Annotated in this window: 18 protein-coding genes; 13 read left to right on the top strand and 5 right to left on the bottom strand. The window is 59.3% G+C overall.

The window, feature by feature from the left end:
- The first annotated feature begins 306 nt into the window (after positions 1-306).
- Genes AC1MDT_RS04685 through AC1MDT_RS04695 form a run of 3 tightly spaced genes read left to right on the top strand, consistent with a single transcriptional unit; the run spans position 307 to position 3,101 of the window.
- Positions 307-1,248, top strand: a complete 942-nt coding sequence (locus tag AC1MDT_RS04685) for a Rieske 2Fe-2S domain-containing protein (protein ID WP_480420918.1) — start codon at positions 307-309, stop codon at positions 1,246-1,248.
- Positions 1,249-1,265: 17 nt separating this feature from the next.
- On the top strand, positions 1,266-2,297 hold the full coding sequence (locus AC1MDT_RS04690; protein ID WP_480420919.1) for an aromatic ring-hydroxylating oxygenase subunit alpha: 1,032 nt from the start codon (positions 1,266-1,268) through the stop codon (positions 2,295-2,297).
- A gap of 24 nt (positions 2,298-2,321) precedes the next feature.
- Complete coding sequence (locus tag AC1MDT_RS04695) at positions 2,322-3,101, top strand: SDR family oxidoreductase (RefSeq protein ID WP_480420920.1); 780 nt, start codon at positions 2,322-2,324, stop codon at positions 3,099-3,101.
- Here AC1MDT_RS04695 and AC1MDT_RS04700 read toward each other — a convergent pair.
- Positions 3,098-3,505, bottom strand: a complete 408-nt coding sequence (locus tag AC1MDT_RS04700; RefSeq protein WP_480420921.1) for a VOC family protein — start codon at positions 3,503-3,505, stop codon at positions 3,098-3,100. The two genes, AC1MDT_RS04695 and AC1MDT_RS04700, sit on opposite strands and share 4 nt — an antisense overlap.
- 198 nt (positions 3,506-3,703) lie before the next feature.
- On the opposite strand from AC1MDT_RS04700, the gene AC1MDT_RS04705 reads away from it, so the two are divergent.
- Genes AC1MDT_RS04705 through AC1MDT_RS04725 form a run of 5 tightly spaced genes read left to right on the top strand, consistent with a single transcriptional unit; the run spans position 3,704 to position 9,880 of the window.
- Positions 3,704-5,941, top strand: coding sequence for a CoA transferase (locus AC1MDT_RS04705; RefSeq protein WP_480420922.1), 2,238 nt, complete (start codon positions 3,704-3,706; stop codon positions 5,939-5,941).
- 50 nt (positions 5,942-5,991) lie between these two features.
- On the top strand, positions 5,992-6,729 hold the full coding sequence (locus AC1MDT_RS04710; protein WP_480420923.1) for an SDR family NAD(P)-dependent oxidoreductase: 738 nt from the start codon (positions 5,992-5,994) through the stop codon (positions 6,727-6,729).
- A gap of 24 nt (positions 6,730-6,753) precedes the next feature.
- Positions 6,754-8,049: an acyl-CoA dehydrogenase family protein gene (locus tag AC1MDT_RS04715; protein ID WP_480420924.1), complete on the top strand. Its 1,296-nt coding sequence runs from the start codon at positions 6,754-6,756 to the stop codon at positions 8,047-8,049.
- Entirely contained in the window at positions 8,046-9,098 is a 1,053-nt protein-coding gene (locus tag AC1MDT_RS04720; protein WP_480420925.1) for a phosphotransferase family protein, read from the top strand. Before AC1MDT_RS04715 ends, AC1MDT_RS04720 begins: the two co-directional genes overlap by 4 nt.
- Before the next feature lie 26 nt (positions 9,099-9,124).
- Positions 9,125-9,880, top strand: a complete 756-nt coding sequence (locus tag AC1MDT_RS04725; protein WP_480420926.1) for an SDR family NAD(P)-dependent oxidoreductase — start codon at positions 9,125-9,127, stop codon at positions 9,878-9,880.
- 39 nt (positions 9,881-9,919) lie between these two features.
- Here AC1MDT_RS04725 and folE read toward each other — a convergent pair whose 3' ends face one another.
- Entirely contained in the window at positions 9,920-10,477 is a 558-nt protein-coding gene (folE, locus tag AC1MDT_RS04730) for a GTP cyclohydrolase I FolE (protein ID WP_480420927.1), read from the bottom strand.
- 85 nt (positions 10,478-10,562) lie between these two features.
- Positions 10,563-14,126 (bottom strand): indolepyruvate ferredoxin oxidoreductase family protein, encoded by a 3,564-nt coding sequence (locus AC1MDT_RS04735; RefSeq protein ID WP_480420928.1) that lies wholly within the window; start codon positions 14,124-14,126, stop codon positions 10,563-10,565.
- Between the two features lie 559 nt (positions 14,127-14,685).
- Here AC1MDT_RS04735 and AC1MDT_RS04740 point away from each other — a divergent pair.
- The 5 genes from AC1MDT_RS04740 to AC1MDT_RS04760 all read left to right on the top strand — a co-directional run bounded on the left by AC1MDT_RS04740 (position 14,686) and on the right by AC1MDT_RS04760 (position 19,918).
- The gene (locus tag AC1MDT_RS04740; RefSeq protein WP_480420929.1) at positions 14,686-15,612 is read left to right on the top strand and encodes a quinone oxidoreductase family protein; all 927 of its coding nucleotides are present in this window, start codon (positions 14,686-14,688) and stop codon (positions 15,610-15,612) included.
- A gap of 114 nt (positions 15,613-15,726) precedes the next feature.
- Complete coding sequence (locus AC1MDT_RS04745; RefSeq protein WP_480420930.1) at positions 15,727-16,638, top strand: LysR family transcriptional regulator; 912 nt, start codon at positions 15,727-15,729, stop codon at positions 16,636-16,638.
- A 258-nt stretch (positions 16,639-16,896) separates the two neighbouring features.
- Positions 16,897-17,934: an amidohydrolase family protein gene (locus AC1MDT_RS04750; protein WP_480420932.1), complete on the top strand. Its 1,038-nt coding sequence runs from the start codon at positions 16,897-16,899 to the stop codon at positions 17,932-17,934.
- Positions 17,931-19,130 (top strand): phosphotransferase, encoded by a 1,200-nt coding sequence (locus tag AC1MDT_RS04755; RefSeq protein WP_480420933.1) that lies wholly within the window; start codon positions 17,931-17,933, stop codon positions 19,128-19,130. Before AC1MDT_RS04750 ends, AC1MDT_RS04755 begins: the two co-directional genes overlap by 4 nt.
- A gap of 2 nt (positions 19,131-19,132) precedes the next feature.
- Positions 19,133-19,918, top strand: coding sequence for a tyrosine-protein phosphatase (locus AC1MDT_RS04760; protein ID WP_480420934.1), 786 nt, complete (start codon positions 19,133-19,135; stop codon positions 19,916-19,918).
- Here the strand turns inward: AC1MDT_RS04760 and AC1MDT_RS04765 are convergent.
- Positions 19,915-20,799, bottom strand: a complete 885-nt coding sequence (locus tag AC1MDT_RS04765) for a DMT family transporter (protein ID WP_480420935.1) — start codon at positions 20,797-20,799, stop codon at positions 19,915-19,917. The genes AC1MDT_RS04760 and AC1MDT_RS04765 overlap by 4 nt on opposite strands.
- A gap of 89 nt (positions 20,800-20,888) precedes the next feature.
- Entirely contained in the window at positions 20,889-21,734 is an 846-nt protein-coding gene (locus AC1MDT_RS04770; protein WP_480420936.1) for an SDR family oxidoreductase, read from the bottom strand.
- Between the last annotated feature and the right edge of the window lie 169 nt (positions 21,735-21,903).

Below are 21,903 nucleotides of genomic sequence, written 5' to 3' on the forward strand. Positions count from 1 at the left end.
GGTCAATGAGCATGCTCATGGTAATCAGGCTTATGGATTGCTCGCTAGCTATTTCCTATTAGAACATGATCACTATAAGAAAAAATGTCCATTTGTAGGTCGATTAAAAAGCCTGAATGTGCTCATAAAGCCATTTTTATTTGATTTGTCTAGGTGTATGGCGCTTAAGGTTGGGGGTTTTAAGAATATCGACATAATGTAAAATACTGTTTATTTGTGTTTGCCCTATCAACCTCGAAGCACTACCGTTAGCGCTGACTGCGTTCAACGCAATTACCCAAAACACAATAACAATGAGGCAACCCGATGATGACCCCAGGCTGGTGGGCCATGGCGCTTTCCGAGGCCGTGAATGATCAAACGCCATTGGCAGTGGCCTTTGGTGGCGAGGAACTGGTCCTGTTCCGTAACGCCGCCGGTCAAGCCTTTGCTTTGGAGGACCGTTGTCCACATCGACGTGTGCCGCTGGCGTTGGGTCGGGTTGTGGAGTCCGGTTTGCAATGCGGTTATCACGGCTGGACCTTTGATGGCGCCAGTGGTGGCTGTACGCAGATCCCCAATCTGCACGCGGGTGAACGCGTACCTGCGCGTTATGCGGCGCGCGCCTTTGCGGTGAGCGAGGCAAATGGTTTCGTCCATGTGTGGTTGGGTGAGGGAACACCGCAAGGGGAATTGCCCAGCAGAGATTACCAACCGAGCGGACGCGAATTTACCGGGTCCACCATCGTCAACATGAGTCAAGACCAGTATCTGGACGCGATGCTCGATGGCCCGGAATGCTTGCTCGACTTTACCCATGTGCGCCTCACCGATTTTTTCCTTGGCGATCTGCGCAGCGAGCAGGGGCGTGTGGTTTTGGAGCGTGGTGCGGTATGGACCACACAATTTCTGCCGTCGCAGTTTGTGGTGGATTATCCCTTGATTGTGCGCACCGCCGTCGCCTTGCAAAGAGGCATTATTCGTGTGGATTTGCTCAGCGAAGACGAGTTACCGCTCATCACGCTGATGATCTCGACCGGTGCCAACCGTCGTGGCACCACCAGCCTGTGTTGGCGTGGCTACGTGCATGAGCAGGTGCCGGCCAAAGCACCGTTGCGCTGGCGAGTAGCACGCCTGCGCAAACGGGCGCCTTTTCGCGTGAACGGTCTGATTGATGGTATGGCCGTCGCGGCCTTGCTCGAAGCTTCATCCCGCGAGCTGAGAACCTTGCGTCAACCGCACTTGATTCCCGTCAGTGCAGTCGTCTAAGCATTGGAGAACCCACTATGCATGCCGTGCCTTCCTCCATTGATACCCTCCCTGGCAAAGTGCGGGGTGACTGGACGCCGATCAACTACGACCTGCGTGACACCTGGTTCCCGGTTTCCCATAGCCGCGACCTGAGCGCGCGGCCCATCCGCCGCATCATTCATGCTCAGCCCTACTACCTGTGGCGGGACAACGGGCAGCCGGTGGCCGCTGAGTTTCACCCCCATCGCCCCCGTGACAAGCCACTGGTACTGACCGCGTTTACGGGAGGTCGCGGATTTTATCCCTTGGTGGAGCGATACGGCTACATCTGGGTCTGGTACGGCAACCCGGACGCTGCCGACACGCTGTTGCTCCCGCATATTCCGTTCCTACCGCAGGATGGCAGCCTTCCCGGTTACACCCAGCGCACCGTGCGTTTTGATGCGACATCGGCGCTTTCGGTGGAAAACCTGATTGACCTGACCCATGCCGATTTTCTACACGCCAATACCATTGGCGACGGTATCAGTGAATCGGACGTGGTGGAGGTGCAATGGACCTCCGAAACCGTGACCCGCACGCGTACCGTGGCACAAAAGTCAGTCGCGCCGATCATGCGCTGGGTCGGCGGCGTACGCGCCAAGTACCAGGATTTTCGCGCCGTGCTGCACATTCATTTACGCAGTAACGTCTGCATCTCCTATCCGCGTTTTCGTCCCGGCTATGACGTGCCTAACCTGCAACCGTTCTTGCCAGTGGGCAAGCATCGCTCGCGGTGTGATGTCACCTTCAACACCACCGCGGCCCCCGCGCCTTTTCGCTATGTGATGCCGCGCATCAACTACATCATCCAGCCTCAGGACAACTCGGTGGTGCGCCCGCAGAATCAACGCTATTTCGACACCGACGAGCGTCGTGACCTGCATTCGCGCTTCGATACGCCGGGTACTCGGTATCGCTACCAGATGGAGCAGTTGGTCGAACGCCAGCGCGCCGGCCAATTCGCCTACGGCAGCGACGCTGAGCCCGGGCGCGATATCAGTGCCTTGTTGGGCATGAACGACTGACGCCATCACGCGAGGAGTACTGCAATGGATCTGGGTATTGGCGGGCGTATTGCCGTGGTGTGCGCATCCTCCCGAGGGCTTGGCAAAGCCTGTGCGCTGGCATTGGCGCAGGAGGGCTGCGATGTGCTGATCAACGGCCGCGATGCCGAGACCTTGGCACAAACCGCGCAAGACATTTTGCGCAGCTCTGGCCAGTTGCCCCGTACGGTGGTCGCTGACCTGTCCACCATGGCTGGGCGCCAGGCGCTCCTGGCCGCGTGCCCGGTGGTGGATATCCTTGTGACCAATAACGGCGGCCCAGAGCCGGGCCGTCTGGAAGACTGGGACCACGCGACTTGGCTGGCGACCATTGAGGCCAACATGCTCTCGGGCATTCTGCTGATTCAGGCGGTGGTGGGTGGTATGCGCGAGCGTGGTTTTGGCCGCATTGTCAATATCACGTCGGCGATGGTCAAGTCGCCACGCTTGCCCTTGGGACTTTCCACGGCTGCGCGTGCTGGGCTGACGGCTTTCTGCAAAGCGCTGTCAGTCGAGGTCGCGCGGGATAACGTGACCATCAACAATCTGCTGCCTGAGAGTATTGAAACCGACCGTCTGCGTTTCATGACCGAGCAGTTGGCCAAGCATCGGCAACTCAGTGTCGAGCAGGCTCGGGTGGAAATGCTCAAGCCGATAGCGGCGCGTCGATTTGGCCAGCCGAGTGAATTGGCGGCAGCCTGCGCGTTTCTGTGCTCGGCTCAGGCCAGCTATATCACCGGGCAAAATCTACAGATCGACGGAGGCAGTTACTCCGGACTGATTTAGCGGCCCCGGTAATCCTTCCAATCGGCTGGCGGCTCTTCGCTGGCGTCGAAGTCCAGTTCCACTTCAACCCCGTTGGGGTCTTGCATGAAGAGCTGCCAGGTGCGCTCTGAGCCTGGAGCGCGAATGATCTTGAAGCGCACTCCGTGCTTGGCCAGGTGCGCGCACATCGTCTGCAAGCCACCAGCACGAAAGGCCATATGGTCGAGCACACCGCGGCGCGGCTCCGGCATTTGCGTTACGCCCACCACATGCAGGACTGGCTGGTTCTGGGTATACAGCCAGAACCCGGGTACCGGGAAAGGCGGGCGCGGGCCGTCGACCAGACCCAGTACCTCAACGTAGAAATCCCGTGTCGCTGCTAGCTGGTCAGAGACGATGGTGAAATGGTCCATGCGCAGGATCATATAAAGGCCCTTGATCGGTTTACGGGTGGTATCTAAACAAATTATTATTTATTGTTCATATGAGTACTTATGATTCTATATTCGGAATACTAATCTTTATATGGAATATTGTGTCGATGGCTTAGGGTGACGCCATGGATTCGTTCTGCAGCTTTGCTGCAGAACGCTATGAACAGAACAAGACACTAAGGGTGCTTTATGAGTCAGGCAATCCTCGAAGGTATTCGCGTCATCAGCCTGTGTTCCGGCATTGCCGGTTCAGCCGCCGGCTTGCAACTGCGCGAAGCGGGTGCCGAAGTGGTGATGGTTGAGCCACTCGCTAACCCGGCCAGAGATCAACAGGCGCTCTTCGCCGTGCTGAACCGGGGCAAGCGTAGTGTCACCCTTAACCTGGAAAACCCTGCCGACCGCCAGCAGTTGCAATTACTGCTAGCCACCGCCGATGTGCTGCTGCACGACTTCACCCCCGCGGTGGCACAGGCCCTTGGTCTGGCGGACGCGCAGCTCGCTGCCGATTTTCCTCGCCTGGTTATTTCCGCGATCGGCGGCTGGCCCCAACGGCATGCGCTGGCGAATGCCATCCCTCGGGAAACGTTGATCCTGGCGCGCCTGGGCCTGTTGGACGAGCAGCCTGCGCATCGTCCTGGTCCGGTGTTTGTGCGTATGCCATTTGCCAACTGGCTCGCCTGCTGGCTCTGTGTGGTCGGGGTGATGGCGCGGCTGCTGGCGCGCGACCGTGACGGCTGTGGCGGCATCGCTCATACGAGTTTGGCCCAAGCAGCCCTGGTGCCAATGACCATGCATTGGAACCGCGCACAAACGCCGACGCCGGCTTTTGCCAAGGGCCTGGATAAACACATTCCAATTCCATTGCACCAGTGCGCCGATGGTCGCTGGCTGCATGTGCACTATTCGCCGGACAAATCACCGTGGATGGCCGCGGCGCTCGGTGAGCTGGGCGAAACCGAAGTGACTCGCTTGAATGCGCTGTGGCCGCCGAGTCATGTGGCGCCTAACTTCGGCGCCAACAAGGCGATCATCGCCACCCGACCGGCACAGGACTGGGTCGAGCATTTCTGGCAGCACGATGTTGCCGCGCAAATTGCCGGCGTCTTTGGCGACATCTACTTCGATGAGCAAGCGCGCTTGAATGGCTATGTGGTTGAAGTCGACGATGGGCAACTGGGCAAGACTTTGCAACCAGGCCCGGCCTGGCAGGTGCAGCCACCTGCGCGAGTCGGCGGCAGCGCGCCACAGGCTGGTGAAGGGAACGCCGAACTGACAGGACACGACGTTGTGATCCCGGTGCAACGGCAAGCGTCGGACCCCGCACCTCTGCCACCGTTGCACGGCTTGAAAGTACTGGACCTGGGCGCCTACCTGGCCGGGCCGTTTGCTTGCATGCTACTGGCGGACCTTGGTGCCGATGTCATTAAAATCGAGGCACCCAAAGGTGACGCCATGCGCCGGCTGGAGCGGATTTTCAGCGGTACGCAGCGTGGCAAATTGGGGGTGGCGCTGCAATTGGGTGATCAGCAAACCGAGCCCGTTATTGAGGCGCTGGCCCGCTGGGCCGATGTGGTGCACCACAACATGCGGCTGCCGGCCGCACGCAAACTCAAGGTCGACTACGAAAGCCTAAAAGCATTTAACCCGCAGCTGGTGTATTGCCATGTCAGCGCCTACGGCCCGACCGGTCCGCGTGCGGATTGGCCGGGCTTTGACCAACTGATGCAGGCCTCTTGCGGCTGGGAAGTAGAGCAGGGCGGTGAGGGGCAGGCGCCGATGTGGCTGCGCTTTGGCGTGGGCGATTTTTTTGCCGGTTTATCTTCGCTCTATGCCTTGCTGCTGGGATTGTACGAGCGCAACCGCAGCGGCAGCGGGCAAATGGTCAGCTCCTCATTGTTGGGCGCCACGTTGCTGTCGATGAGCGAAGCGGTGGTGCTCGAAGACGGCAGCCTCACGCCGATCGCCCATATGGATGCGCAGCAGACTGGCCTGAGTGACGCACATCGCCTCTATCTGTGCAGTGATGCCTGGTTGGTGGTGGCCGCGGTGCAGCCAGATGAGGTACAGCGCTTCAACGCATTGGTGGGCAGTCAGTCGCAAGATTATTTTTCGGGTCTTACCCGGCAAGCGGCACTCGCAGCCCTGGCTGACGCGCAGGTTCCTGCGCAGGCCGTGCTGGAGGCACAGATGGATGCGTTTCTCGACAGCGCCGAACACGCCGCCGCGGGATTGCATGCCCATTATTCCCATGCGGTGTACGGCGACCTGCAACAAATTGGCGCGTTCTGGGATTTCGGCAATTTGCCGTTGTCGCTGCAGCGCCCGCCACCGGCCCTGGGCCAACATACCCGGCAAGTCCTGGAAACGCTCGGCTTTACCAACGGCGAGCTTGAGCGCCTGGTCTCAGCGGGTCTGGCAGCATTGTAACGGCCGGCTTATTACTCGGCAGCATTCATTGACAAGAACAAGGACTACCCATGTACGAGTTGGATTTCAGCGGCAAAACCGTGCTGGTGATCGGCGGTTCCAGTGGCATCGGCAACGGCATTGCGCAGAACTTTCGCCAGCGCGGCGCCGAGGTATACGTCTGGGGTACGCGAGCCTCGGCAGCCGCTTATCAGGATTCACCCGATTCCAACCTCGAAGGCCTGCACTACGCCCAGGTCGATGTCGCGGATGCGGCGTTGATTGAGGCCGCCAGAGTGCCATTCAGCCGTTTGGATGTGTTAGTGCAAGCGCAAGGAACGGTGCTCTACGACCGTCAGGAGTTTCTGACCGAGGGTTTCAAGCATGTGCTCGACGTCAACCTCACCAGCCTGATGGTGTGTGCGCAGAAATTTCACCCGCTGTTGATGGAGGCCAAAGGGTCGATGATCACGGTCAGCTCCGCTGCCGCGTTCCACTCCACCCGTGGCAATCCGGCCTACAACGCCTCTAAAACCGGCGCCTTTGGGCTGACTCGCACCCTGGCCGAAGCCTGGGCCCGTGACGGTATCCGGGTCAATGGCATTGCCCCGGGCCTGGTGGAAACCAAGCTGACGCGGGTGACCACGAGCAACCCTAAACGCCTCGAAGGCGCGCTGCGCGCGATTCCTCAAGGGCGTTTGGGCACGCCTCAGGACATGGCCAACGTGGCCCTGTTTCTTGCCTCGCCGCTGGCCAGTTATGTGCTCGGCCAAACCCTGTTGGTCGACGGCGGCATGCTGCTGGCCTGATCACTCTTTGCTAGGAGACACACCATGGCCTGGGACTTTGAGACTGACCCCGAATTTCAAGCGGAACTGGATTGGATCGAGCAGTTTGTGCGTGAGGAAGTCGAGCCCCTCGACCACGTATTGGGCAGCCCCTGGAATATCCATGACCCGCTGTTCAAGCAACTGGTCAAACCGTTGCAAGCGCAGGTCAAGGCACGCAAGTTGTGGGCCTGTCACTTGGGTCCGGAACTGGGCGGGGCAGGGTATGGCCAGGTGCGCCTGGCATTGATCAACGAAATTCTTGGCCGGTCGCTGTTTGGCCCGATTGTGTTTGGCTGCCAGGCACCGGACTCAGGCAACGGCGAGATCCTCGCCCATTACGGCACCCCGGCGCAGAAGCAGCGCTACCTGCAGCCGTTGCTCGACGGCGACATCGTGTCCTGCTTCGCCATGACCGAACCGCAAGGCGGGGCGGATCCCTCTGTGTTCACGACTGAAGCGGTGCGTGATGGCGACGACTGGGTGCTGAGTGGCGAAAAATGGTTCGCCTCCAATGCCCGCTATGCGTCGTTCTATATCGTGATGGCGGTGACCGATAAACGCGTGTCGGTGTATGAAGGCATGTCGATGTTTATCGTGGCCGCTGACGCTCCAGGGGTGAGCATTATCCGCAACGTCGGTATCGCCGACGACCCGGCTGCCACCCATGCTTATCTGTCGTTCGACAAGGCACGAGTGCCCGCGAGCGATATGCTCGGCGCACCGGGTCAGGCGTTTGTTGTGGCGCAGGTGCGATTGGGTGGCGGGCGCGTGCACCACGCCATGCGCGTCATTGGCCAGGCGCAAAAAGCCCTTGATGCGCTTTGTGAGCGGTCCCTGTCGCGCAGTACTCAGGGCAGCCGTCTGGCGGACAAGCAGATGGTCCAGGAAAAAATTGCCGACTCATGGGTCGAGCTGGAGCAATTTCGTTTGCTGGTGATGCGCACGGCATGGCGTATCGACAAGTATCAGGACTACAAGCAAGTGCGCAAAGACATCGCCGCAGTGAAGTCTGTCATGCCCAAAGTGCTGCATGACATCGCCGCACGCGCCCTGCATGTGCATGGCTCGTTGGGGGTCAGCGAGGAAATGCCGTTTACCGGCTATATCGTGCGCTCCTTCCAGATGGGACTGGCTGACGGGCCTACCGAGGTGCACAAAGTCACGGTCGCCAAACAACTGCTGCGCGACTATCAGCCCTGCGAGGCGTTGTTCCCCGATTACCACCGGCCCACGGCCGCGGCCCGTGCCCGGGAAAAATACGCCGACGTGCTGGCCACCCTCGGCGAGCGGAACGCATGAACGACTGGGAGGATTTGGTCGACCTGGAGCGCCTGGCGCTCTGGATGGACACCAAGGGCCTGGAACACGGGCCCATCGAGGCTCCGGAGCGCCTGACCGGAGGCACGCAAAATCTGTTGCTGCGTTTTCGGCGTGGCACGCGTGAATTCGTGCTGCGTCGGCCTTCCAGGGAATTGCGCGAAGTCGGCGGTAAAACCATTGCCCGTGAAGCGCGATTGCTCAAGGCATTGGCCGGATCACAGGTGCCCCATGCCGGTTTGATAGCCGACTGCGTTGACCAGACTGTTCTGGGCGCCAGTTTCTACTTGATGGAGCCGGTGCAGGGTTTTAATCCCAACAGCGCGGCGGGTTTGCCGGCGCCTCATGCGCAGCAGCCTGCTATGCGCAGGCGCATGGGGCTGGCGATGGTGGATGCGCTATTACGCCTGGGCGAAATTGACTACCAGGCAGTGGGGCTGGCGGATTTTGGCCGGCCCGAGGGGTTTCATCAGCGTCAGGTCTCACGCTGGCTGGCGCAGCTCGACAGTGTCAAAGACTATCCCGGCTGGCCCGGTGCCGGCGGCCTGCCCGGGCTCGAACGTTTAGCCAACTGGTTGAGCGATCATTGCCCGCAGCAGTTCCAGGCCGGTATCCAGCACGGTGACTTTCACCTGTCCAATGTCATGTTCCGGCACGACGGCGGGGAGCTGGCTGCCGTGGTCGATTGGGAACTGGCAACCATTGGTGATCCGTTGCTCGATCTGGCCTGGCTGGTGGTGACGTGGCCTGGAGCAGACGGTCGCGGGGCGGGCACCATCGAAGTCCATCCCTGGGATGGCTTTTGCAGCAGCGATGAACTGGTCGCCCATTACCGCGCCGGCAGCTCACGCTCGTTGTTGGACTTCACCTGGTACCTGGTATTGGCCGGTTTCAAGCTCGGCATCTTTCTAGAAGTCAGCCATGCTCGTGCTTGTGCAGGCAAAGCCTCCATGGTGACGGGTGAAAAGCACCACGCGTCGGCGCTGCGCTTATTTGCGGCGGCGTTGCAGCGCATTGATCAAACAGCCTGACAAAACCCAAACAAGAGGAATAGCCCATGCAACTGGCCGGTAAACGGATCATCGTCACAGGGGGCGCCCGTGGTATTGGCGCGGCAGTGGTCAAGGCATTTGTGGACGAGGGAGCCTATGTCGTCAGCCTTGATCTGGGCGAAGCCGCCTCGATAGCGGGGGAAGGTGGTGGTTGGGCGCACACACGCGTCTGTGATATCGCTGACAGCGAATCGGTGAATGCAGCCTTTGCCTGGGCTAGCGGACAACTCAACGGTCTGGACGTGCTGGTCCATGCCGCGGGCATCGCGCCAAACGCCAGTGCCGACAGCATCACGCTGGACGAGTGGGAAAAGGTTTTTGCTGTCAATACCCGTGGCACTTTCCTGACCAACCGTGCGGCCTATGAACTGCTCAAGGGCAGCGGCGGGCGGATCATCAACTTCGCCTCTGCCGCAGGTGTGCTCGGACAGCCGGGCAAAGCCCACTACGCCGCCAGCAAAGGCGCCGTGCTGGCATGGACGCGTACGGTGGCGCGGGAATGGGGCCCATTGGGCATTACCGTCAACGCCATCGCTCCGGCAATGTGGACGCCTATGTATGACGCCACCCGCGCGAGTATGAGCGCCGAACAATTGAAGCAACACGATGCGTTTATGGCCGGGCAAGTGCCGATCGGCGGACGACTGGGCGAACCTGCCCGTGACCTGGCCCCCGTGCTGGTATTTCTTGCCGGCGACGGTTCGCGGTTTGTCACCGGTCAGACACTGATGATTGATGGCGGGATGCTGATGCTCAGTTGAGTGGCAGGTGGTGTGCCTGGGGTGAACCCGGCACACCGCCTAGCAGCCGCGGATCAGCTGCAAAAACTCCTGGTGGGTGTTGAACGACTCGCGAAAGGCGCCGAGCATCACCGAAGTGCTCATTATCGAGTTCTGCTTCTCCACACCGCGCATCATCATGCACATGTGCTTGGCCTCGATCACCACCGCCACCCCGGCGGCCTCGGTGACCTGGGCAATGGCGTCGGCGATCTGCCGCGTCAGGTTTTCCTGAATCTGTAAGCGGCGGGCGAACATATCGACAATACGTGCGATTTTCGAAAGCCCCAGCACCTTGCCCGTCGGTATATAAGCGACATGGGCCTTGCCAATAAACGGCAGCAGATGGTGTTCGCACAGGGAGTAAAGTTCGATGTCCCGGACGATGACCATCTCATCGTTGTCCGATTCAAACAATGCGCCATTGACGATGTGTTCGAGGCTTTGCTGGTAGCCATGACACAGGTACTGCATGGCTTTTGCCGCCCGTTTGGGCGTATCCAGCAAGCCTTCACGTTCTGGATCTTCGCCCACGTGGCGGAGAATCTCCCGGTAGTTTCCAGCCAGTTCTTCGTTCATTGGTCGACCTTATTGTTTTAGCCAACATCCCGGGCTTCACCGCGTGCCGCCCGGATTGTCACGCCTTGCCCAAGGGAACTGCGATTTACAGCTGAGTTACGGCGATTTTTCCGGTGATCTGGCCGGCATCGTGGAACAGCCCGGCTGGGCCATTGCGCCACTGTTCCAGCAATTGTGCCTGGCGCTGTTCGGCATGGCCGAGGAAACGCTCTTTGACCGGACCATAACCACGAACGCTGTCTGGCAACTCCGCCAGATCCTGAGCCAAGCTCATTTTGTCGGCAGTCAAGCCAGTCAACACTTCGTCGAGGACGCTTTCGTAGTTGGCCAGCCAATTGCGCTCCACCTTGCGTTCATGGGTACGGCCGAACGGATCGAGCCAGGTGTTGCGCAGGAACTTGAGTTTGGCCATCAGCTTGAAGCCTTGCAGCATCCACGGACCGAAGCTGCGTTTTTTCGGTTCACGGCCTGAGCCGTTATCGTTCAGCAGCGGCGGCGCCAGATGGAAGCGCAGACGGTAGTCGCCCTCGAAGCTGGCCTGGATTTTTTCCAGGAATTGGCCATCGGTGAACAGGCGTGCCACTTCATATTCATCCTTGATGGCCAGCACTTTGAAGTAGTAACGGGCGACGCTTGCCGACAGCTCGCCCGGTTGTCCGAGCAGTGCCGTTTCCGCCTTTATGAATTGCTCGACCCGTTGTCGATAACGCTCGGCATAGGCTTTGTTCTGGTAGGCCGTGAGGAACTCGGTACGTCGAGCCAGCGTTTCTTCCAGGCTTTGCGACAGCTGACGGTCTGCACTCTGCACTTTGCCTGCTTCCAGTTTGCGCAAAACTCGCGGCAAGTCTTCGGCGCTGCGCCGACCCCAGTCAAAGGCCGAGAGATTGAAGGGCACCGCAGTGCCATTCAGTTCGATGGCCTGTAACAGCGCTGCTTTGCCCACCGGCAGCCAGCCTTTCTGGTAGGCATAGCCGAGCATGAAGGTATTGGTGGCAATTGAATCGCCCATCAATGCCGTGGCGATTTTGCTCGCGTCGACAAAGTCCACCTGGTCAGGGCCCACCGCTTCGGCAATTTGTGCCGACATACTCCGGGTCTTGAATTTTGGGTCGGGGTGCTTCAGCAAATCACCGCTTTCCGCTTGCTGGGCGAAGGTGCGCACAAAGGCGCTGGTGATGCTTTCCTCGCTGTTGATCAAGGCATGGGTAACACTGTGACGCAGCTTGGACAGGGTTTCGGTGTTGGCGCTGACCACCAGGTCGCAACCGAGCAGCAGGGCGGCTTCACCTTCGGCAATGCGGGGTGCAAACAGCTGTTCCTGGTGCGCGGCGATGCGGATGTGCGACCACACCGCGCCACCTTTTTGCGCCATGCCGGCCATGTCCAGGTTGAGCGTGCCTTTACCTTCGATAAACGCCGCCATCCCCAGCAGGGCGCCGATGGTGACCACGCCCGTACCGCCCACGCCAGTGACCAGGATGCTGTAAGGCTCATCCAGTGCTACGGTCGCGGGCGTCGGCAAATTCCACTCGTCATCCTTCGCGGCCGCCAGGGCCTTGGGTTTGCGCAAGGAGCCGCCTTCGACAGTGACAAAACTCGGGCAAAAGCCGTTGAGGCACGTGAAGTCTTTATTGCAGGAGGACTGATCGATTTCACGCTTGCGGCCGTACTCGGTTTCCACCGCCACTACCGACATGCAGTTGGACTTGCTGCTGCAATCGCCACAGCCTTCACACACCGCTTCGTTGATCACGACCCGACGTGCCGGGTCCGGGAACTTGCCGCGTTTACGGCGCCGACGTTTTTCCGCGGCACAGGTCTGGTCATAGATGATTGCGGACACACCCTGGAACTGGCGCAACTGTTCTTGCACTTCATCCATCTTGTCGCGACGCAGCACCGGCACGCCGTCTGCCAGATCACGGATGTGTTGATATTTCTCGACATCGTCGCTGACGACCATAATCCGCTGCACACCCTCGGCCGCGAGTTGCCGGCTGATCTGCGCGACGCTGAGGCTGCCGTCCACGGGCTGTCCGCCGGTCATGGCCACGGCATCGTTGTAGAGAATCTTGTAGGTGATTTGCACCTTGGCCGCGATGGCGGCCCGAATCGCAAGAATGCCGGAGTGGAAATAGGTGCCGTCGCCCAGGTTGGCGAAGACGTGCTGGGTCTTGGTGAAAGGCGCCTGGCCGATCCATGCCACACCTTCACCGCCCATCTGGCTGAAGGTCTGGGTCTGCGGGTAAATCCACGCCGCCATATAGTGGCAACCGATACCGGCCAGCGCACGACTGCCCTGCGGGACTTTGGTCGAGGTGTTGTGCGGGCAACCGGAACAGTAGTGGGGCACGCGTTCCATCAGGTTACTGAACTGGCCTTTGCTGGCCAGTTGCGCATCCAGTACTGCCAGGCTCACTTGCAGCGGGCCATTTTGATGCAGGCGCAAAATACGCTTGGCCAGCGCACGGGCGATCATCGCCGGTGTCAGGTCATTGGTGGCCGGCAGTAACCAACCCGTGTGCGGCAGGCTCCATTCGCCCTTGTCGTCAAACTTGCCGACGATGCGTGGGCGTACGTCTTCGCGCCAGTTGTAGAGTTCTTCCTTCAACTGGTATTCGATCATGTGGCGTTTCTCTTCCACCACCACAATTTCTTCCAGCCCCTCGGCAAACTGCCGTACGCCTTCCGCCTCCAGCGGCCAGACCATGCCGACCTTGTAAACACGCAGGCCGATTTGTTGTGCGAGTGTTTCGTCGATACCGAGGATTTTCAGCGCCTGGCACACATCGAGGTAGGACTTTCCGGACGTGATAATGCCGATGCGCGCTTTCGGCGAATCCATCACGATACGGTCGAGACGGTTAACCCGGGCGTAGGCGAGGGCGGCGTACAGCTTGTGTTCCAGCAGTCGCTGTTCCTGCGCCAGGGGCGGGTCTGGCCAGCGGATATTCAAGCCGCCGTCGGGCAACGGGATATCGGGAATGATCGACTGTATGCGATGAACGTCGATGTCGACAACGGCCGCGCTTTCCACCGTATCGGCTACCGCTTTGAGGGCAACCCAGCAACCGGAATAGCGCGACATGGCCCAGCCGTGCATGCCGTAATCGAGGTATTCCTGCACGCCCGAGGGCGCCAGTACCGGCATCATGACCGCTTTGAAAATGTGTTCGGTCTGATGGGGCAGCGAGGAGGAACGGGCGCCATGGTCGTCACCGGCGATGGCCAGCACACCGCCGAATTGTGAGGTGCCGGCAGCGTTGGCGTGACGGAACACATCGCCGCAGCGGTCCACGCCCGGACCCTTGCCGTACCACATACCGAACACGCCGTCGTAGGTTGCGCCTTCGAAGATATTGACCTGTTGCGTACCCCAAATCGACGTGGCAGCTAGATCTTCGTTCATGCCCGGATGGAACACCGTGTGGTGCTCCTTGAGATAGTCCCGGGCCTTCCACAAGGCTTGGTCAAAACCACCCAGCGGTGAGCCGCGGTAGCCGGAAATGAACCCGGCGGTATTCAGACCGTTGGCCAGATCGCGTTGGCGCTGCATCAGAGGCAGGCGCACCAGCGCCTGAATCCCGGTGAGCAAAACTTTTCCGCTGTGCTGGATGTATTTGTCATCCAGAGACGGGGACGCACTCATGTTCATCCTCCAGGCTTTATTGTCATGGCGGTGCCGGGGAGAACGGCGTTGCCTAGTTGTTGGCCGGAGTCTAGGGAGGGGGTTATGGATCGTAAAATCACAAAAACAGCGGAGTGGTATTGGATATTCAAATACCGGAATCTGGGTGGGTTTTTGACGGCTTTGTAGAAGCAGTCGTTTACCGGTGAGGCGTCAATTTCACTTCGGTTATTGCTTGATATCCCCGCAGGAAATATCCATGTTGCCATCGGCCGGTATGGCCCTTATAACCACGGGGTAACCGCCGGAAAACAGCACTGACATTGCCACAGGCGCGCTTTGTGAATAGTCCAGCCACGCGTTGCGGAGATGCGGTTGGTGTTGATCTGGTCATTCATTGCATAGGCGACGGGCCCGTCCCTTGGCTACTGACGCTGGTGAGTCTCCTCGTTTTCAAGCTAAACGATGGTAAGCAGACACGTTGGCGATTGATTTCAGTAAATATATGGACAAATAACTGATATATGTTCAATTATCTGTCCGGGCACTTACTGAAAACAAAACAGAAAAGGAGAAACCCATGCGTGCAGCAGTCATTTCCGAACGCAATGCGGCGCCGGTAGTCGGCGAGTTTCGTGAGCCGCAAGCGCAAGACGGCGCAGTATTGATCGATGTTGAAACTGCAGGTCTTGGCGGCTGGGATGTGTTGGGGGCCTACCGTCTGGGTGTCGAGTATCCCTGTGTGATTCGCGGAGAAGGCGTGGGCCGTGCCCCGGATGGTCGGCGGGTTTATTTCGGAGAGCGCTCGGTATTGCCTTTCGGCGCCTGGGCCGAACGTACGCTGGTGCCGCAAGCCGAAGTGTGGAATGTACCGGACGACGTCGATGATAAAACCGCAATCAGCATGGGCATCGCCGCGACCGGCGCCATCGTGCCGCTGGAAAAAGCACAGATCCAAAAGGGCGAAAAGGTCCTGGTACTGGGCGCCACTGGCACGCTTGGCCAGATCGCCCTGCAACTGGCGCGCGGCATGGGCGCGGGCAAGGTTGTCGGCGCGGCGCGGTCTGCTGAAGCACTGGGGCGTTTGAAGTCGCGCGGCATCGCTGACGAGGTCGTCACTTTGGGCGGCAGCGATGATGTCGCCGCGCTCAAAGAAGCCGCAGACGGCGGCTTTGATGTGGTGCTCGACTTGGTGTGTGGTCAGCCGATGCTGACGTCCCTGAAAGCCACTAATTGGGGCGCACGGATCATGACCATCGGCACCGGCGCCGGTCGTCAGCTCAATCTGGATATTGCCGATCTGTTGTTCCGCAACCTGTCGTGCATCGGCACCGGGCAGCGCCCGCCCGCCGACCGCGAACAAATCTGGCTGCGTCTGCTGAAGATCGCCAAAGAGCAACAGATCCAGGTGGATTACGTTGATTACACGCTCGACCAGGCGGCGCAAGCCTGGGCCGCGCAAGTCAGCGGACCGCACGCCAAGATCACCGCCACGATTCGTCGCTAAAAACCTCCAATGCAGAGCGCCCTTTGAAAGGGCGTCTTCAGCGCTGTAGGTGACGCGCTGATGCAAAGTGATGCATGGGGTGTTTTGCAAGGGTGACAGGTATCAGGAAATCGGATGATCAAGGGCAAAGACATTTCCATGCGTCAGTTGCGTTACTTTATCGCGGCTGCCGACACCGGGCGGTTCTCCCAAGCAGGGTTGAAAGTACACGTGTCGCAATCAGCGATTACCGCGGCGGTGCTGCATCTCGAAGAGACCATGGGCGTCAGCCTGTTCGACCGGTTACCCCATGGCGTGGCGCTGACCGCTGAAGGCAACAAGTTTGCCCAGCACGCCAGGCACATTCTCGACACCTTGCAGGACGCCCTCAGTGAACCGCTTTTCCTTGGCCACGCCATGCAAGGCACCGTGCGCGTGGGCGCCTCCTACACAGTATTGGGTTACTTCCTGCCCGCACTGTTGGCACGGTTCAAGCGTAGCTACCCCCAAGTGGAAATCGATCTGATCGACATGGACCGTCAGAGCATCGAAGAGGCGGTGAGCAATGGTGATCTCGACCTGGGCCTGGCGATCGTATCCAACACACCCAGCCTGAGCGGTTTCGAGCACCAGGTGCTGATTCGTTCCCGTCGGCAACTCTGGCTGGCCAGTCAGCACCCGCTCATGAAAGCCACTTCGATTAACCTCGAAGACGTCGCCGAGCACGCCTATATCCTCGCCACGCTAGACGAAGGTGATACCTCGACGATGCGCTATTGGGAGTCCCGTGGAGTGGCGCCAAAGGTGGCTTTTCGCACCTCATCCATGGAAGCGTTACGCGGGCTGGTAGGGCATGGTTTCGGCGTGACCATTCTCTCGGACATGCTCTACCGGGCCTGGTCCCTGGAAGGCAAGAAGATAGAAATCCGCCCGCTGGTGGACGTTATTCCACCCATGGAGCTTGGGCTGATCTGGTTGCCGGACCATCGTTTGTCGGGACCGGCGCAGGCTTTCCGGCAGTTTCTGATCATGGCCTGCGCCTCGTAGCCTCCCAGGAAACGCAACGCTGATTGCATCGAGTGAACACGCTTTTTGCGGCCTGAGGGGGCCGCTTTTTTTTGGGGGCTGTTTTCCCGAAGACGATGGTTTTTCAATGTTCAGGGAGCGTTTTATTTTTGATAATAAACTGAACACATATTTAAAATATGTTTATATTGTTTTCGCCGTATTTATCCCTCATTTCAACCCGAACGCCCCGCCAATCGGTCGTTCGGTCTGCTGGCTTATTACAACAAGGAGAACGCCATGCTGATTGATGTCCACGCCCACTTGCTGACAGAGGGCATGCTGAACCGCCACGAGTTCTGGGGGCCGTTCATGAAAGTGCAGGGGCTGACCGTGGGGCATTTTTCCCTCGGCACCAAGCAGCCGGCCAAAGCGGCCACCGATGTTGAAGCGCAAGCCAATCTCCTTGCGCGCATGACCCACGCCAGCCGTCGTAAGCTGATGGCCGAGCGGGGTGTCGACAAACTGGTGATGTCCACGCCATCCCACTGCTTCATGTATTGGGCCGGTGATTTCGCCAATGAGTACGCGCGTATCTGCAACGACGAGTTGTCGGCGTTTTGCCGGGTCGATCCCGACCACTTCGACTTCTGGTGCCACGCCAACCTGGCGGACCCGCAAAACGCGGTCAAGGAAATCGAACGCGCGGTGACGCAGTTAGGGGCCAAGGGCGTGTGCGTCGGCGGGGCCAATTTCAATGGCCTGGAAGCGCACGATGAACGCTTGTTTCCCGTCTGGGAAAAGCTCGTTCAGCTGGATGTGCCGATCATGGTGCACGGCTTCAACCAGTCGATTTACTGGGGCGAAAAACACACAGACGACAAGTTTGAAACCACCTCCATCGTGGGTGACTGTGTCGATGAAACGCTGTTTTTCTGGTACCTGATCTGCGGCGGCGCGCTGGATGTATTCCCCACCCTCAAAACATACATCACCCATGCCGGTGGCATGGCGGTATTCCAGTTGGGCCGCTTGAGTGAGCTTAACCGGGCCATGGCACCTGACTCGCGCAACCAGCGACCGTTTATGGATTACATGCAGAACTTTTACTTCGACCTTGACGTCCATGCGCCCGGCTTACGCCGGGGCGTCGCCGAGGTGGTGGGGGCGGAGCGTTTGTTATACGGCACCAACTTTGGTGGCGCCTATGACCATGGCGACCTGACTGAAGGGCTGGGTTTGTCCTCTCAGGATCGTGAGCGGATTCGCAGCGTTAACGCTATCGAACTGCTCAAGCTCAAGGTTCCGACCCACGCTGGCCGGGTACTGACGCCTTGACGGACAGCCTGCCGGCCATGGCCGCCGGGCGGCCCTACCCGCAGCGCAGTGGGCGTCTGCCTCGGCAACTGAGTGAAATCACCGCAGCCTGGCTTACGCAGGTATTGCAGCCGCGCTATCCAGGCATCGAGGTCCTGGCGTTGACAGCAGTGGAGGTCCGTAACGGGCACACCACCAAATTCCGCGCCAGGCTTGAGTTGAACGAGGTCGGTCAGCGCGCGGGCATTCCTGCGAATGTGTGCCTGAAGTCGAACTGGTCCGAGGGTTTCGAGAGCGGTGATATCTGTGAGCTGGAAGCGCGCTTATATCATCTGGCGCGCGGCTGGTCTGACGCGCCATTGCCGACCACCTGGTTCACCGACTGGGACGCCGATGGCGGTGGCCGGGGTGTGGTGATGATGGAAGACCTCGGCCTGGCCGTCGGGCAATTTGGTCATAGCACCGATCACCTTGGCGTGGACGGGGTTGCTCAGGGGCTCGAGTCACTGGCGACGGTGCATGCTGCTACCTGGAACAGTTCGCACTTGCAGGAACAGCGCTGGTTGCCGGTATCAATGGCCAACCCGGTGGACAGCGACGGTCTTTTGCGCATGTATAACTACATCAAGGTCAATCTGCGCAAACCCGAGTATCAGCAACTGCTGCCGAAATGGATGTACGAAACGCCGGAGTTGTTTAGCCATGCGTTCGATGAATTGGCAGCTTTTGAACTGGACCAGACATCACCCAGCTGTTTGATCCATGGTGACTCCCACCAGGGTAATAGTTTCTTGCGCAGTGACGGTCAACGTATCTGGCTGGATTGGCAACTGGCCCGACGTGGCCGGCCATGGCGCGACGTTGTCTATTTCATGCTCGGCGCGCTGACCGTGGTGGAGCGCCGCGCTGAGGCGCCGCGCCTGCTGCGTGTGTACCGGGAAAAATTGATCAGCCTGGGGGCCGAAGGCGTGCTGAGCCAGGACGCTGCCTGGGACCAATTGCGGCGTTGGCCGGTTTGGGGGATGCAGACCTGGATGTCGAACATGGATGACTGGGGGCAGGCCGGATTGCCAATGGTGGAGCGGTTTTTCGCCGCCGCAGAAGATTTCGATACCGTTCGCTTGTTGACCCACGGCCGTAAGCCACGCCGCACACCGATATTGGGGCAGGGTGCACGACCGTTGACGCAAGCGTATCAACACTTATTGGAGAGTTGAGCATGGTCAATCAGGAAGATTTGCGTCTGCAAGGCGCGGATAACTTTCGCAGCTTGAAAGGTATGCCCACCCGTTGTGGTCGTCGCATTGGCGGCGATGTTCTTTTGCGGGCAGACCAGCTGCACGGGTTGACGGCTGAAGACTGGCAGTCACTTCAGCGCCTGGGGTTGCAGACCGTCTGCGATTTACGCAGCGCGGGTGAGCGTGAACGTTACCCGAACCGCTTGCCAGATAGCGCAATTCAGGAGCTTCACCTGGCGGTCATCGGCGATGTCCGTGCCGATCCACGTATTGCCGCGATGCTGGCAGACAACCGGGGGGCGGAGGGCGCCCAGGACATAATGCTGGGCGTTTACCGGCGACTGCCGGGAATGTTGGCGCCCCTCCTGCCAGCGTTGTTTGAACTGTTTTTTGAAGGCAACGGGGCGGTGCTGATTCACTGCACCGCGGGCAAGGACCGCGCCGGCATCGCGGTCATGCTGCTGTTGCACGCACTTGGTGTCGCGCCCGAACACATCATGACCGACTATTTGCGTCCGGCACGGCGTTTCAATCAGTTGAGTGCAGAGCGTCAGGAGGCGATGAGTCACGCGGTGAGCGGAATGGTGGGTCAGCCGGTCAGCGAAGCGACGTTCGACGCGGTAGTGGATGCCCGGCCCGAATATTTGAATGCCGCTTATGCGGTGATCGAGGCCGAGTATGGTGGACTTGATCGCTATCTGCAGCGCTTCAGTGGTTTGAGCACCGCGCACTTGCAGACGTTGCGAGATACCTTGCTGGTCGCCTAGGTCGCAGCCCGGGCCAAAACCCGGGCTGGTTTCCATTGTGCCAATCCAATCCCCAGCAAAATCAACCCGCCACCCACTGCGTGGTACAGGTGCAATGTTTCTCCGAGCAGCACAATCGCCAACACTGCGGTAAACAACGGCACCAGGTTCATCAGCACGGCGGTTTTTTCTGCGCCAAGGGTTTGCAGGCCGCGCATCCATAATCCTGGGGCCAGCGCTGAGGCGAACAGGCCAGCGAATAGCACCAGCGGGATGTTCTTTGCCGTCAGGGCTATCGACGGTGCCAGCACGAAAGGCGGCACCAGCAGCAGGGTGCCACAGATAATTTGCACGTACAGACTTTCCCAAGTTGGCAGGGGAATCTGCCAGCGCTTCACCAGCACGCAGTACAGCGCGTATGACAGCGACGCCAGCAACATCATCAGTTCACCTTGGCCCACTCCATGCTGCCAGAGCGAGGGCAAGTCGCCTGCTGCCAGCAACCAGGTCAGGCCGGTAAACGAAACCAGAGCGCCGACCAGCAACGTTACAGTCGGTCGGGTATTGAGTACCGGGAAGGCCAGCAGCACGGTGAGTAGTGGCATGGTCGCCAGAATCAGGCCCATGGAAGTGGCGCTGACGGTGTGCGCCGCGAAATACGCCAGCGACTGGTAAAGCGACATGCCGAGCAAGCCCAGTAACCACAGTTTGAGCAGATGTGGGCGGATCTGGCGACGCAAGCGCCATACCCTGGGCAACAACACTGGCGACAACACCAGCAATGCAGTCAGCCAACGGTAGAAAGAAATTGCCGCAGGGTCGATCACCCCAACCGACAGACGATTGACCACCGTACTGGCGGCCCAGATCAGTGTGGCAAGGACAGGTAGCAGCAGATTCATCACGGGTGCGCCAACGTTGAGGGTGCGCGGAGCGCACCGGGACCTACGCCGCTTTCGCGGCGATCAGTGAATGCTCAGTTGCGCGCGCGTTACTCGCTGGCAGCATTGCGTGCGGCAATGGCTGCGGCAAAATCGCGCTTGAGTGTCGGGAAGTAAGCAATCTGCCCCCCCATGCCGCCTGCTATGTCGATCGAGGCAGCGCTGATGAAGCTGGCGTACTCGCTGGACAGGAACAGCACCATGCCGGCGACATCTTCCGGTTTGCCGTAACGGCCAATCGGCACCACCTTCATCACCATGGCATCGAACTCCTCTCGGCTGACGCCAGGCCCCATTTCCTTGTAGTGGCGGTCCCACTGGCCAGTGTCGATCCAGCCCATATTCAGGCTGTTGACCAGGATATTGTCTTTGGCCAGCGACATTCCCAGCGAGCGGGAGAGGGCAACGCACGAAGCGCGATTGATCACCGATGGAATGCCGTCCGGGGTCGGTACAGTACCGGCCAGCGCATTGATCTCAATGATTCGTCCCCAACGCTGCTTGCGCATATGAGGGACCACCGCCTGGACAAAGCGGAAATGGCCCATTTGCAGCACATTAGCGTGTTCAAGAATGGCCTCGGGCGTAAGCGTATCGAGGTTGCCACTGCGTCCTTGACCGGCGTTATTGACCAAAATGTCCACGCCCCCCCAGGCTTCGCACACTTCGGCGACAAAGTGTTGAACACCTTGAGTATCGGTTACATCCACCGCACGAGCCAGAACGGCCTGAGCGCTTTCCTGCAACTGACGGGCGGCATCGCTAACGGCTTCCAGGCTACGCGCGCAAATCGCCACACGGGCGCCTTCCAGGGCAAAGGCGCGAGCAATGGCAAGGCCTATGCCTCGCGAGGCTCCGGTTACAATCACGCGTTTTCCGCTCAGATCGATGTTCATTCGGGGCAAGCTCCTGTTGTTCTTCTTTTGAAAGCGAAGGCGCACCAAGGGCGCCCCTGGGATCTATTTACCCGAAAAATGCTTTCAGAGCAAAAAATATTGAACAGTTAATATTTTTATGTGCAATATCGCTTGCCGAGTCTTTCCATGCTTACAGGGGCGCGGAGGG

It is taken from the genome of Pseudomonas sp. ASL7 (genome assembly GCF_056680375.1).